Origin of the sequence: Novosphingobium sp. BL-52-GroH, from assembly GCF_044813085.1 — a bacterium.
GTDB lineage: Bacteria > Pseudomonadota > Alphaproteobacteria > Sphingomonadales > Sphingomonadaceae > Novosphingobium.
Genome location: NZ_CP171152.1, coordinates 3,039,787 through 3,052,500, shown reverse-complemented (window position 1 = coordinate 3,052,500; position 12,714 = coordinate 3,039,787). Strand labels below are relative to the sequence as shown.

The window sequence follows — 12,714 nt, the reverse complement described above, 5'->3', positions numbered from 1 at the left end:
TGGCGCGTGGTAGCCCGACTGGTCCGCTTCGGCGAACCGACCCGTGCGCTGCGCCTCGCCGCGACCCTGGCACGGGCTTGACCCCCTCCGTGAACGCAAGCGATGCCAAGGCCACCCCATCGCGCATGAGCGTGCGGGGCGCGGCCGTCTGGGCGATGGCGGGTCAGTACATCGGGTTCGCCATCCAGTTCGCCAGCTCGGTCATCATCTCGCGCCTGTTCCTTGCCCCCGGCGAAGTCGGGCTGTTCTCGATCGCGCTGGCCGCGGCGCTGCTGGTCGCGATCCTCCAGGACTTCGGGCTCTCCCGCTACATCTCGGGCCTGCGCGAGATCGACCAGGGGGAAGTGCGCCGATGCAGTTCGGTGGCGCTGTTGTTCTCGCTGCTCGTCGTCGGCGTGATCTGGGCGCTCGCCTGGCCGCTGGCCCACCTCTACCACCTGCCCGAGCTTGCACCGCTGCTGGTCATCATCGGCTCGAGCTACCTGTTCCTGCCGTTGGCGGTGGTGCCGATGGCGCTGCTCGCCCGCGAAATGCGCTTCGACCGGCATTTCGGCATCAATGTCGGCGGCGCTGCTGCGCAGGCAGGCGTCGCGATCGGCCTCGGCGCGCTGGGGTATTCCTCCTTCGCGCTCGCCTGGGCGACAGTGGCGGCGGGCCTTGCGCGCGGACTGATCGCGCAAGTCATGCATCCCGCCCTGCCCTGGCCTCCGCGCCTTGATGGGCTGCGCAAGGTCATCGGCTTCGGCACCCGCTCGAGCGTGCTCTATCTCACCGGCGCGCTGGGCACGCGCACGCCCGACCTCATCCTCGGCAAGCTGGTGACGCTCACCTCCGTCGGCCTCTACAGCCGCGCGGCCAGCCTGTCCGACCAGTTCCGCACCCTGATCTCGGGCGCGATCGGCAGCGTGTTCTTCCCGGCCTTCGCGCGCATGCGGGACCGGGGAGAGGACCTCGGGCCGCCTTACTTGCGCGTCTGCGCGGGCTACTCGGCGGTGGTCTGGCCCGGCATGGCGGGGCTGGCGCTGGCCGCCGAGCCGATCGTGCGGCTGCTCTACGGCGAGAACTGGATGGGCGTCGCGCCGCTGCTGACGATGATCTCGCTGGCGGAGATCCTGCTCGTCTCGCTTCCGCTGGTGAGCGACATGCCGATCCTCCTGGGCCGGATGAACCGGCTGCTGGCCTACAACGTGGCCGACACGCTGCTCTCGCTGGCGCTCCTCGGGCTGGGTGCGTGGTGGGGCGGCGTCGAAGGTGCCGCCGCTTCGCGCCTGATCTACGCGGCGGGCTGGCTGGCGATCTACGCCGGGTTCATGCATCATCTCGTGAAGTTCGACATCCGGGGGCTCTTCGCCATCTACGCGCGCAGCACCGTGGCGACGCTGGCGGCCATCGCCCCGCTCGCGCTGGTCTACGCCTGCTGGGCGGGCCCTGCGATCATCGGCTTTGCCCCCTTGCTGCTTGCGGTCGCTCTGGGAGCCCTCTGCTGGTTCGCCGCACTCGCGGTGCTGCGCCATCCGGCCCTCGCGGAGATTCTCGGCATGGCATCGGCGCTCCCTCCGCTGCGCCCGCTGGCGGCGCGCCTGCGGGCGATGACGTCATGACTCCGCTCTCGACCTGCCGCATCGGCCCCGACGGCACTGTCCGGCGCATACCGCCGCGGCCGCCCGAGCTGCGCAATGCCGCCTATGCAGGCCAGTTCGACTGGGACACCCTGTTCTACGACGTCTACCGCGTCGGCCGCCACGTCGTCTTCCAGGGCCCGCCCCTCCTCAACTTGCGCGAGCCCCTGGAGCAGACTCCCTACTTCGCCGAGCGCCTGCGCGGCCTGCTCCCGCGCGCCCGGCTGATCGAGCGCAACCGCTCCAGCGAATACTGGGTACGCGACGCGGCCGACCATGTCGTGCTGGACGGACCGCTCGGCCGCTACCCCGTCGCGGTCCAGCCGAACCTGGGCGCTCGTTTCGCCGGGCGGCGGGTCCTGCACACGCTTTCACGCAACAACGACTTGGCGTGGATACTCGACTGGATACGCTTCTACGCCGCGGTCCATGGGGCCGACGCCGTGCTGCTCTACGACAACGGCTCGACCGACTACACCACCGCCGACTTGCGCGCGGCCTTGCGCGAGACGTTCCCGCAAATCGTGGCGGAAGTCGTCGACTGGCGGTTTCCCTACGGCCCCCAAGGCGGCATGGCAGGCGCGGTGGACGGCGTCGAGACGGCGTGGGATTCCGACTACTGCCAGACCGGCTCGCTCCAGCACGCGCGCTTCCGGTTCCTGGGCGCGGCGCGCAGCGTGCTCAACGTCGACATCGACGAACTCGTCCTGTCCGCTCCCGGCCGCTCGATCTTCGAGGCGACGGAACGCACCGCGCGCGGTTTCATCAAGTTCGACGGCCGCTGGGTGAGCGCCACCACGCCCCATGCGGTCGCACGCGGCCAGGGACGACACGGCGACTTCTGGTTGCGCGACGCCCTGGAAACCGACGAGTGCCCGCCCAAGTGGTGTATCGTGCCCGGCAAGGCCAGCCGCACGAAGCACGGCTGGTCCGTCCACAACCTGTTCGGCGCACGGCGCAACCGGCGCCTGTCGCGGGTTTTCGCCTACGCCCACATGCGCGGGATCTCGCAAGGCTGGAAGGAGAACCGCTGGGACGCGGTCGCGCATGATCCGCTTCGGTTCACGGCCGACGAGACGTTGCGCGCGGCTTTCGCGAAGGCCGGATTACTGAGGGAATAGAGCCTCGGCGCCCAGCCAACGCCTCCGCACGATCCGAATACGAAACGTGGCCTTTCGCGCAATTTCATGATAGCATCGCCGCACGGATAAGAAATGGGCGGGGGTGCACCTCGCCGGGAGAGAACGATGTCGGGAATGAGCATGGCGCTGGCGATGCTGATCGCCAATCCCGTAATCCTGGGCTCCACGCCTGCGCCGCTGAGCGCCCCGGAAACGTCCGCCGACGAAACCGTGCAGGCCGAGGCGGACATGCACGCGCGCATGACCATCGACGTCGCCGTGCACGGTGTCGGTCCCTACCGGTTCCTGATCGACACCGGATCGCAACGCACGGTCGTCTCGACCACGCTGGCGGGCTCGTTGGGCCTCGCGCACGGCCCGCAGGTCCGCGTCATGGGGATCGCCGGGGTCAGCGACGTCGGCACCGCGCAAGTCGATTCGATCGATATCGGCCCGCGCTCCTTCTACGACCTCACCGTGCCCTTGCTGGAAAGCCGGAACATCGGCGCCGACGGCATCCTGGGCACCGACAGCCTGCAGCACCAGCGCGTCCTGCTCGACTTCGCCCAAAACACCATTCGCATCGGCGATCCCAGGGCACTGGGCGGAAGCCGGGAGTTCGAGATCGTGGTCCAGGCCCGCAAGCGGTCCGGCCGCCTGATCCTCACCAATGCGATGATCGACGGCGTGCGCACCGACGTGGTCGTCGATACCGGCGCGAGCGGCACTGTGGGCAACCGGGCATTGCAGCACGCGCTGGCCCGCAAGTCCCGCTCGGCGGGCAGGGTCACCGCCACCCTGTCGAGCGTGACGGGGCACGAAATTCCAGTCGATCTGGGCGTCGCGGGCAAGCTGGAACTGGGCGGCATCGGGGTCAGCAACGTCGTCATCGCCTATGCCGATGCGCCTGCCTTCGGCGAACTCAAGCTGGACAAGCGCCCCGCCATCTTCCTTGGCATGCGCGAGTTGCGGGCGTTCAAGCGCGTCGCCATCGACTTTTCGACCCGTAAGGTGATGTTCGATCTGGTCGAATGAGGCCTGGAGCGCCATCGTCCCGAACCGACCCCCGGGAACACCAACCGGCGTTTCCCGATTGTTTCGCGGCCGACCTTCCCTAAATAGCGGCCATGCCTCCAGACACCGCCGTATCCGATCCCAAGGCCCGCCACGACGGCTGGCGCACGCTGCTGCGGTTCCTGCCGTACTTGTGGCCACGCGGCAATCCGGCCTTGCGCTGGCGGATCGTATGGGCCTGCGTCTTCATCCTGCTGTCCACGGGGGCGCAGCTGGTGCTGCCCTACCTGATGAAGTGGGCGGTCGACCTGATGGGCACGACCGGGCCCAGGCTGGTCCAGCTGGCGATGCTCACGGTGCTGGCCTACGCGGCCGGTCGGCTCGCCCAGACCCTGTTCGACAACATGCGCAACATCGTGTTCGAGCGCGTCGGCCAGGACGCGACGCGCGCACTGGCGGAGAACGTCTTCGGCCAGCTCCATCGCCTGAGCCTGCGCTTCCACCTCGCCCGGCGCACCGGCGAGGTGACCAAGACCATCGAGCGCGGCACCAAGAGCATCGACACGATGCTCTACTTCATGCTGTTCAATATCGCGCCGACCCTGCTCCAGCTGGTGGCGGTGGCGGTGATCTTCTACATCAACTTCGGCATCGGCCTCGTGATCGCGACGGCCGTGACGATCGCAGCCTATATCTGGGTGACCCGCACCATCACCGAGTGGCGCACCAAGCTGCGCGAGGACATGAACCGGCTCGACGGGCAGGCCCTGTCCCGCGCGGTCGACTCGCTGCTCAACTACGAAACGGTGAAGTACTTCTCCGCCGAGGCACGCGAGGAAGCCCGCTACGCCCAGGCCACCCGGGCCTATGCGGTGGCCGCGGTGAAGAGCGAGAACTCGCTCGGCCTGCTCAACATCGCGCAAGGACTGGTCGTGAACCTGCTGATGGCCGGTGCGCTGGCCTGGACCGTCTACGGCTGGTGGCGCGGGCAATACACCGCCGGCCAGTTGGTCTTCGTCCAGACCTACCTGACCCAACTGTTCCGCCCGCTCGACATGCTGGGCATGGTCTATCGGACCATCCGCCAGGGCCTGATCGACATGGCCGAGATGTTCCGCCTGCTCGATACCCAGGTCGAAGTCCCGGACGCTCCCGGCGCCCCGGCCCTGGTGATCCGCCAGCCCTCGGTCGTGTTCGACGACGTGGTGTTCGGCTACGATCCCGACCGCACGATCCTGCACGGCCTCTCGTTCGAAGTGCCGGCCGGGCAGGCCTTCGCGGTCGTCGGACCGTCGGGCGCGGGCAAGTCCACGCTGGCGCGGCTGCTGTTCCGCTTCTACGATCCGCAGTCCGGCCGCATCCTGATCGACGGGCAGGACATCCGCTCCGTCACACAGGCCTCCCTGCGCGCCTCGATCGGCATCGTCCCGCAGGATTCGGTGCTGTTCAACGACACCATCGGCTACAACATTGGCTATGGCCGCGACGGCGCCGGGCCGGAGGAGATCGCGGCCGCCGCGCGCGGCGCGGCATTGCTGGGATTGATCGACCGGCTGCCCAAGGGCTTCGATACCGAAGTGGGAGAACGCGGCCTGAAGCTGTCGGGAGGCGAGAAGCAGCGCGTCGCCATCGCTCGCACACTGGTCAAGAACCCGCCGATCCTGGTGCTCGACGAGGCCACCAGCGCGCTCGATACGCGCACCGAGCAGGACATCCTCGCCACGCTCCACCGCGTGGCCGAGCACCGCACCTCGCTCTCGATCGCCCACCGTCTTTCGACGATCGCGGACGCGGACAGGATTCTCGTCCTCAACGACGGCCGCCTCGCCGAAAGCGGCACCCACGCGCAGCTACTGCGCCATGATGGGCTCTACGCGGAGATGTGGATGCGCCAGGCGGCGGAAGCGGAGGCGATGACCGAAGCGGCGGAGTGACGCGCGAAGCGGTACCCTGCCCGCAGGTTCAGTAGCCCGCTTCCTTGCAAAGTTCCTCGAGCTTTACGATCTTCGGATGATCGGCCCCGTATTGCTTACGGTAGAGCGGGCGATTGTCGCAGATCTGCTTGCGCGCTTCGGGACTGCCGGGTGCCGGCCTGGCGGACCCCTCGGTTTCGGTCGCCTGCGCGTCGCGGGCATCGGCCTCGCGTTGCCGCCGCGCCTCAGCCTCCATCAGCGATCGCTGGAACAAACCCTCGGCCGCCTGCCCTGGCGATATGATCGGGACGATCTCCTGCGCGGCCGAGGGCATCGCCGGGACGGCCAGGGTCAGTGCGGTCATCATCTTGCGGATCATGTTCGTCCTCCGATCTGCGGGGCGGACTGCAAGGCGCCCTCGTGTGGGAGCGGGCATCGTGCGCGGAAAAGCATTTCCCGAGAAAATGCGCGGGAGCGGCCGGCCAGTCCTCGAACATCCCAACACCGGGCCGTGGCAACAACCCCAAAGCCCGTGGGTCGTGCCACAATCGCGGCGAAGCCGGTGAATTGCCCCGACAATGCAGATTCCGGGGACACGCAGGCTCAGCCTGCAGAACCCTCTGCCGCGGCTCGATTCGATGCATTCTTCCCTAACCGGCCCCGACGCACCGGCCCTCGCGCGTCACCGCCGGCGACCATTTCCCTGCAAGCGCCGGGGCGACCAGCTACTCCCAGGCCCGGTTCATGCGCCTCACTTGACGACGTCGGCCTCATGCCAGACGACCGCCTGCGCCGCCTTCATGCAATTCTCCGCCGTGTCCCACGCCAGCGTCGGCGAACCGTATAGCCGCCACCCCTGCGCCAGAGCCTCCGACACCCGCTCGCAGAAGGCGCGGTCATCCGCGCCGGTGAGCAGGCGATAAACGGGGCGATCTTCGGGGGTCTGATACATGACGGACATCTCTCTCCAGCCTCGCTAGATGCCTAGCCACTCCAGCCCTGCTGACAAGTCCCGCGACGCACAATCCACCTGCAGGACGCTGGGACGCCAGCGCCGGCCCGACCTGCGAATCCGCCAGGATCACCCCGGATAGCGTTCGAATTCATGAAGCCCGGCAATGTCCTTCATCCAGCCGATACGCTCGGCGACCTGGATTTGTGCCTGGGGTGGCAGGGCATCGGGATCGTCGAGCGTGGCGACCTGGATGTCGACGAGGCCGGGCAGGTTGGCTTCGTTGACATAGTACAAGCCGGAACCGCAGGTCGGACAAAAATGGCGCATCGCCGTGCCACTGGAGTTGTAGACGCTAGGCGAGCCGGCGGTCAGCGTGAAGTCCGGGCTGTTGAACGCAGCCCAGGCGACGGTCGGTGCGCCCGAGGACTTCCGGCAGTCGCCGCAATGGCACAGCGCCACATGCTGCGGTTGACCTTCCACGGTATAGCGCACGGCGCCGCAATGGCATCCACCTTCGAGTTTCACGGCGATTCTCCTTGGCTGCCGATGCTAATCGATTCGCCGGAACATTCAAGGAACAAACGCCGCCGCGCCTCACAGGATGTACTTGGACAAGTCCGCATTGCTGGCGAGGCCCTGGAGTTTGCCGCGTACGTAGGCCTCGTCGATCGTCACCGTCTCGCCCTTGCGGTCCTCGGCCTCGAAGCTGAGTTCCTCGAGCAGCTTTTCCATCACAGTCTGCAGGCGGCGGGCGCCGATGTTCTCGACGCTCTCATTGACTTGCGCGGCAATGCGGGCAACTTCGCGGATCGCATCGGGAGTCACTTCGACGATGACCTGCTCGGTGCCGAGCAGAGCCTTGTACTGCGAGACGAGGTTCGCGCGCGTCTCCGACAGGATGCGGACGAAGTCCTCCTCAGTCAGCGCCTTCAATTCGACGCGGATCGGCAAGCGGCCCTGCAATTCGGGCAGCATGTCGCTAGGCTTGGCGACGTGGAAGGCGCCGCTGGCGATGAACAGGACGTGGTCCGTCTTCATCGGGCCGTACTTGGTGGCTACGGTCGTGCCCTCGATCAGCGGCAGCAGGTCGCGCTGGACGCCTTCGCGGGAAACCGAGCCGCCGCGCACGTCTGAGACGGCGATCTTGTCGATCTCGTCGAGGAAGACGATGCCGTTCGCTTCGGCATTGGCCAGCGCGACGCGGGCGACGTCGTCCTGATCCATGCGCTTGTCGGACTCCTCGTCGACCAGCTTGTCCCAGGCGTCGGGCACTTTCATCTTGCGGCGCTTGAGGCGGTGGCCGCCCAGCTTGCCCATGATGTCGCCCAGGTTGATCATGCCGACCGAGCCGCCCATGCCGGGTATCTCCATCGGTCCCGCCGGGCTGTCCTCGACCTCCAGCTCGACCTCGGTGTCGTTCATCGCGTTCTCGGTGATGCGCTGGTGGAAGGCGGCGCGCGTCGCTTCCGAGGCGCCCTCGCCCACCAGCGCATTGAGCAGGCGGTCCATAGCCGCCTTGCTCGCCGCCTCGCGCACCGACTCACGGCGGCGCTCCTTCTCGAGCCGGATCGCCTCCTCGACGAGGTCACGGGCAATCTGCTCGACGTCGCGGCCGACGTAGCCGACTTCGGTGAACTTGGTCGCCTCGACCTTGACGAACGGCGCGTCGGCGAGCTTGGCGAGACGGCGGCTGATCTCGGTCTTGCCGCAGCCGGTCGGGCCGATCATCAGGATGTTCTTCGGCGTCACCTCGTCCCGCAGGTCTGCGTCGAGGCGCTGGCGGCGCCAGCGGTTGCGCAGTGCGACGGCGACGGCCTTTTTGGCATCGGTCTGGCCGACGATATGCGCATCGAGCGCGGCGACGATCGCCTTGGGCGTGAGATTGTCGTTCATGATGTTCCCGGTCAGACGGTCTCGACCGTCACGCGGTCGTTGGTGAAGACGCAGATGTCGGCGGCGACCTGCATGGCCTTGCGCGCGATCGTCTCGGCGTCTTCCTCGTAAGCATCGAGCGCGCGGGCGGCGGCCAGCGCGTAGTTACCGCCAGAGCCGATCGCGGTGATGCCGCCCTCGGGCTCCAGCACGTCGCCGTTGCCGGTCAGCACCAGCAACGTCTCGGTATCGGCGACGATCATCAGCGCTTCGAGATTGCGCAAGTACTTGTCGGTGCGCCAGTCCTTGGCAAGCTCGACGGCCGCACGCATGAGCTGGCCGCGATGCTGCTCCAGCTTGCGCTCCAGGCGTTCGAAGAGAGTGAAGGCGTCGGCCGTGGCGCCGGCGAACCCTGCGACGACCTTGCCGGCCCCATTCTCGTCCGGAGCGCCGATGCGCCGGACCTTGCGGGCGTTCGGCTTCATCACCGTATTGCCCATGGAAACCTGGCCATCCCCGGCGATGACGGTCTTGCCGCCCTTTCGCACACCGATGATGGTCGTTCCGTGCCACTCGATAAGGCCGTGGCTCGCCCCGTTGCTGTTCATGCGCCGGGATATATGGCGGTCGCTGCAAGGTTCAAGGCATACTATTTCCCTCCCGACGAGGGAGGGGGAGAGACCGTCGTCCTAGCTGCCGTTCGGGCCGGGGCCCTGGGCCGTGCTGCCGGTGCCACCGCCGGCGCCGACCGCGCCGATGTTGCCGAACAGGTCTTCCAGCAGGCTGCGATGGCGGCCCAGCGTCGGGGTCGAGTGTCCGTCGGGGCTGATGCTGGCGACCTGTTCGAGGCCACGCTTGTCGACGGCCGCGACGTTGCCGGCGGCATCGAAGCGCACGCGCATCACCGTCTGCTCGGCCGTGCGGGCGCGGCGGAACGGCGGGGTCTTGACCGTCTGCGAGACGTAGTACCAGTCCTTCTCGCCGAACTGGCTCTCGAACGTCGGGCGGCCCAGCGTCTTTTCCACCGACACGCGGTTGTCGATGCCAGGCTGGACCGAATCGATCAACGCCTGGTCGATCAGATAGCCGCGATGGTCGCGGATCGACGTGCATCCGCCCGTCAGCGCAACCAGCACCAGAGCCACCCCTGCCGTCCCGGCCTTGAGACCCACCTTGCGCATTTCAACACTCCAAAACGTAAGGCGGGGCAGCGCCGACCATTGCCAGCAGCCACCAGACCCATATATCGCCCTAAGGCCTTAAGGCCCCGAATGCGCCCGCGCAATGGGCGTTGGGGCCCAAGGCTTGAATTGCCGCTGAACGAACGTCTGAACGAATGAGTGCAAATGCGGCGCCGACGACGCCCGCGAACGAAAGGCCCGCCGACTCCGTGTCCCTGATTTCCCGCCTGCTCGGCAAACGCGCCGATACCCGTGAAGCGGCCCGTCCCTTGTGGCACCGCGTGGTCGAGATCGCGCGTGAAAAGCCGTGGTACGCGCAGTGCGGCATCGCCGACACGGTCGCCGGACGCTTCGATGCGGTAACCCTGGTCATGGCGCTCGTCATGCTGCGCATGGAGCGCGACAAGAATGCCCCGACCGGAGTGGAGGGCGTCACCGGAGATGCGCTGATCGAACCTTCCGTACGCCTGACCGAACTGTTCGTCGAGGACATGGACGGGCAGTTGCGCCAGTCGGGCGTGGGCGACCTTGGCGTCGGCAAGCGCATGGGCCAGTTGATGAGCGTGCTGGGCGGGCGTATCGGGGCGCTCAGGGATGCTCTCAAGCACGACGATGCGGCGCTGGTCGAAGCGCTGGACCGCAACGTCACGCTGATCGAAGGCGCCGACAAGGCCCGCCTCGCCGCGAAGGTGCGCCAGCTTCACGCGCAGATCGATGCGCTTTCCGACGAGGACCTCCTCGCTGCGAGGATCGAACGATGACCGATGCCGCCATTCCCCGCCCCGAGTTTTCGCTGACGCTCGACGTGCGCCAGGCCGAAGGCAAGGCGCCTCACCTGGAAGCCGGCGAAGCCGAGCGCGCGGCGATCGCAACGCGTTTCTCGCTGGTGCGGATCGACCGGCTGGTGGCCGACATCGAACTCCACCGCCAGGACCGTGTCGTCGAGGCACGGGGGCGGCTGCAGGCCGATTTCGTGCAGTCCTGTGCCGTCTCTGCCGAGGACCTGCAAGTCTCGATCGACGAACCGCTATTCTTCCGCTTCGTCCCCGAACCCACGATCTACGCCCCGGACGAGGAAGTGGAACTTTCCGCCGAGGAGGGCGACGAGATCGAGTATTCGGGCACCCATTTCGATCTCGGCGAGGCCGTGACCCAGAGCCTGGGCCTGGCGATCGACCCGTTCCTTACCGGTCCAGACGCCGACGTCGCGCGCAAGGTCGCCGGGATCGGCACGCCCGAGGACCAGAGCCCGTTCGCGGCGCTCAAGGGCCTCGCCCTTGGAGGGGACGGATAAGGCCGGAAACCCGGCGCCGCGCTTCAGGCCTGCCCGGCCGGCGCCGAGACCAGATGCGGTGACAGGTTGATCCCGGTCCGGTTGAAGATCACCCAGCCGATGACGCTGAACACGGCGTCGAGCAGGCGCTGGGCCAGTACGAGCGTCATGAACTCGGAAAACTCCAGCGTCTGTTCGAACGCCAGCTTCTGCGACCGGAAGGCGCGATTGGCCTGCGCCTCGTTGATCCGCCCTTCGGCCAGGGCACTCGCCGTCTGCAGCGAGGCCTCGGACAGGCTCCTGAAGTAGCCGGTCATCAGGGTCTTGTTGTCGGTCCACCAGTCCTGGGCCTCGCCGGTGACTTCCTGCACCAGCTTGTCGAACAGCGCATCCACGTTGGTCGGATTGAAAGTCGACAGGTCTGACATCGGCTGGCCCCTCTATCGCTTCATGGCATCGGCGGCGCGTGCGGCCATGTCGCAGGAAACCATGGTGCCTGCGGTAGCCCCGGCCGCCGGGGCGAGGCCCAGTTCCTTGTGCGTGTCGGCAAGGTCCCTCACTTGCGTGCGGCACCGCTCGATCTGGCGCCGGAGCAGGTCCCGGGCGGTCTGGCTCGCACCGGTGGGCGCATCGACCAGCGTGGTGCGCTGGGACGCGGCGGCGAGCTTGCCGTCGATGCTGGCGTACCGGTCCACCGCTCCGGCGAAACTGGCCGGGTCGGCATATTTGCCCAATTCCACCGCGGCGATAAGCTCCGCCACTTCGGTGTAGGCGGTATTCGTCTTCTCGGAAACGTAAGGATCGAAGCGGGGCGCAAATAGCGTGCAGCCCGAGAGAAGAAGACAGCTTGCGGTCAACACCACCACTACGCGATCACGCATATTGGCCCCCACCCTATTACAGGGCAGGAGCCTATGCCGCACACAGGTGATTTACAAGACGGACGCGAACCGCCCGGTATTTTCAAGGAAGCAGGTCATCGGGACTTGTGAAGGATCGCCGCTGACGGCGCGCCTCCGGGGCCGATGCTCAGAACGGGATGTCGTCGTCGAGGTCGTCGCCGAAACCGCCGGCGCTGCCGCCCGACGAACCGCCGGTACGGCCCCAGTCGCCACCGCCGCTCGACGAACCGGACGAACCGCCCGTGCTGCCCGTGCTGCCCCAGTCACCGCCGCCCGAGCGCCCGCCGCCCGAGGAGCCGCCCTCGCCCCAGCCGCCACCGCCGCTGCGCTGGCCACCACCGCCGCCGCCGCCGCCGCCCTGGGCGCCGTCGAGCATGGTCAGCACGCCACCGATGCCGCCCACCGAGACTTCGGTGGTGTAGCGGTCGTTGCCGTTCTGGTCCTGCCACTTGCGGGTGCGCAGCTGGCCTTCGATGTAGACCTTCGAGCCCTTGCGCAGGAACCGCTCGGCGACGCCGACGAGCCCGTCGGACTGGAGCACGACCGAGTGCCACTCGGTACGCTCCTTGCGCTCGCCGGTGGCCTTGTCCTTCCAGGTCTCGGACGTGGCAATGCGCAAGTTGGCGATGCGGCCACCGTTCTGGAACGACTTGACCTCGGGGTCGGCGCCGAGGTTCCCGACGATGATGACCTTGTTGACGCTGCCTGCCATGTGGGAATCGCTTTCGTGTTTCGAATTGGCGCACGGGGTAGCGCATCGGGGGCGCTGGATGCGAGTCCGGCGGGGGGCTTTTTCACAATCGTAAAACGGCCCCCGGCGACGCAACTTCGTCCCGGGCTCGAGTCGGGACCACTGGCAGGCCG

Annotated in this window: 16 protein-coding genes (1 of these 16 only partly in view); 7 read left to right on the top strand and 9 right to left on the bottom strand. The window is 67.4% G+C overall.

Annotation, left to right across the window (positions count from 1 at the left end; all coding sequences use genetic code 11):
* From ACFFDA_RS27360 to ACFFDA_RS27340, 5 genes are all read left to right on the top strand, one after another.
* Positions 1 to 81, top strand: partial view of a glycosyltransferase gene (locus ACFFDA_RS27360; RefSeq protein ID WP_404480405.1) — the 3' end only. The gene continues 912 nt to the left of window position 1, outside the view; 81 of the gene's 993 nt are visible here — the last part of the coding sequence; its start codon lies beyond the left edge, outside the window; its stop codon occupies positions 79 to 81.
* An 8-nt stretch (positions 82 to 89) separates the two neighbouring features.
* Positions 90 to 1,601, top strand: a complete 1,512-nt coding sequence (locus ACFFDA_RS27355) for an oligosaccharide flippase family protein (protein WP_404480404.1) — start codon at positions 90 to 92, stop codon at positions 1,599 to 1,601.
* Complete coding sequence (locus tag ACFFDA_RS27350; protein ID WP_404480403.1) at positions 1,598 to 2,740, top strand: hypothetical protein; 1,143 nt, start codon at positions 1,598 to 1,600, stop codon at positions 2,738 to 2,740. The genes ACFFDA_RS27355 and ACFFDA_RS27350 overlap by 4 nt, the downstream gene beginning before the upstream one ends.
* A 126-nt stretch (positions 2,741 to 2,866) precedes the next feature.
* On the top strand, positions 2,867 to 3,775 hold the full coding sequence (locus ACFFDA_RS27345) for a retroviral-like aspartic protease family protein (protein ID WP_404480402.1): 909 nt from the start codon (positions 2,867 to 2,869) through the stop codon (positions 3,773 to 3,775).
* 92 nt (positions 3,776 to 3,867) lie between these two features.
* Entirely contained in the window at positions 3,868 to 5,688 is a 1,821-nt protein-coding gene (locus tag ACFFDA_RS27340) for an ABCB family ABC transporter ATP-binding protein/permease (RefSeq protein WP_404480401.1), read from the top strand.
* Positions 5,689 to 5,716: 28 nt separating this feature from the next.
* On the opposite strand, the gene ACFFDA_RS27335 is transcribed toward ACFFDA_RS27340, so the two are convergent.
* The 6 genes from ACFFDA_RS27335 to ACFFDA_RS27310 all read right to left on the bottom strand — a co-directional run bounded on the left by ACFFDA_RS27335 (position 5,717) and on the right by ACFFDA_RS27310 (position 9,675).
* Positions 5,717 to 6,046, bottom strand: a complete 330-nt coding sequence (locus ACFFDA_RS27335) for a hypothetical protein (protein ID WP_404480400.1) — start codon at positions 6,044 to 6,046, stop codon at positions 5,717 to 5,719.
* Positions 6,047 to 6,418: 372 nt separating this feature from the next.
* Positions 6,419 to 6,619 carry a DUF1737 domain-containing protein gene (locus tag ACFFDA_RS27330; RefSeq protein ID WP_007683556.1) on the bottom strand — a complete coding sequence of 67 codons (201 nt, stop codon included), beginning with the start codon at positions 6,617 to 6,619 and terminating at the stop codon, positions 6,419 to 6,421.
* A 129-nt stretch (positions 6,620 to 6,748) separates the two neighbouring features.
* Positions 6,749 to 7,147, bottom strand: a complete 399-nt coding sequence (locus ACFFDA_RS27325) for a GFA family protein (RefSeq protein WP_404480399.1) — start codon at positions 7,145 to 7,147, stop codon at positions 6,749 to 6,751.
* Positions 7,148 to 7,216: 69 nt separating this feature from the next.
* On the bottom strand, positions 7,217 to 8,515 hold the full coding sequence (gene hslU, locus ACFFDA_RS27320; RefSeq protein ID WP_404480398.1) for an ATP-dependent protease ATPase subunit HslU: 1,299 nt from the start codon (positions 8,513 to 8,515) through the stop codon (positions 7,217 to 7,219).
* An 11-nt stretch (positions 8,516 to 8,526) separates the two neighbouring features.
* Positions 8,527 to 9,102, bottom strand: coding sequence for an ATP-dependent protease subunit HslV (gene hslV / locus ACFFDA_RS27315; protein WP_404480397.1), 576 nt, complete (start codon positions 9,100 to 9,102; stop codon positions 8,527 to 8,529).
* Between the two features lie 81 nt (positions 9,103 to 9,183).
* Positions 9,184 to 9,675, bottom strand: a complete 492-nt coding sequence (locus ACFFDA_RS27310; protein ID WP_404480396.1) for an outer membrane protein assembly factor BamE — start codon at positions 9,673 to 9,675, stop codon at positions 9,184 to 9,186.
* Positions 9,676 to 9,884: 209 nt separating this feature from the next.
* Between ACFFDA_RS27310 and ACFFDA_RS27305 the strand changes: the two genes are divergently transcribed.
* On the top strand, positions 9,885 to 10,436 hold the full coding sequence (locus ACFFDA_RS27305) for a ubiquinol-cytochrome C chaperone family protein (protein WP_404480395.1): 552 nt from the start codon (positions 9,885 to 9,887) through the stop codon (positions 10,434 to 10,436).
* The gene (locus ACFFDA_RS27300; protein ID WP_404480394.1) at positions 10,433 to 10,969 is read left to right on the top strand and encodes a YceD family protein; all 537 of its coding nucleotides are present in this window, start codon (positions 10,433 to 10,435) and stop codon (positions 10,967 to 10,969) included. Before ACFFDA_RS27305 ends, ACFFDA_RS27300 begins: the two co-directional genes overlap by 4 nt.
* Positions 10,970 to 10,992: 23 nt before the next feature.
* Here the strand turns inward: ACFFDA_RS27300 and ACFFDA_RS27295 are convergent, their stop codons facing one another.
* From ACFFDA_RS27295 to ssb, 3 genes are all read right to left on the bottom strand, one after another.
* Positions 10,993 to 11,376 (bottom strand): hypothetical protein, encoded by a 384-nt coding sequence (locus ACFFDA_RS27295; RefSeq protein WP_404480393.1) that lies wholly within the window; start codon positions 11,374 to 11,376, stop codon positions 10,993 to 10,995.
* A gap of 12 nt (positions 11,377 to 11,388) precedes the next feature.
* Positions 11,389 to 11,829 (bottom strand): hypothetical protein, encoded by a 441-nt coding sequence (locus tag ACFFDA_RS27290; protein WP_404480392.1) that lies wholly within the window; start codon positions 11,827 to 11,829, stop codon positions 11,389 to 11,391.
* Between the two features lie 148 nt (positions 11,830 to 11,977).
* Positions 11,978 to 12,562 carry a single-stranded DNA-binding protein gene (gene ssb, locus ACFFDA_RS27285; RefSeq protein WP_404480391.1) on the bottom strand — a complete coding sequence of 195 codons (585 nt, stop codon included), beginning with the start codon at positions 12,560 to 12,562 and terminating at the stop codon, positions 11,978 to 11,980.
* Between the last annotated feature and the right edge of the window lie 152 nt (positions 12,563 to 12,714).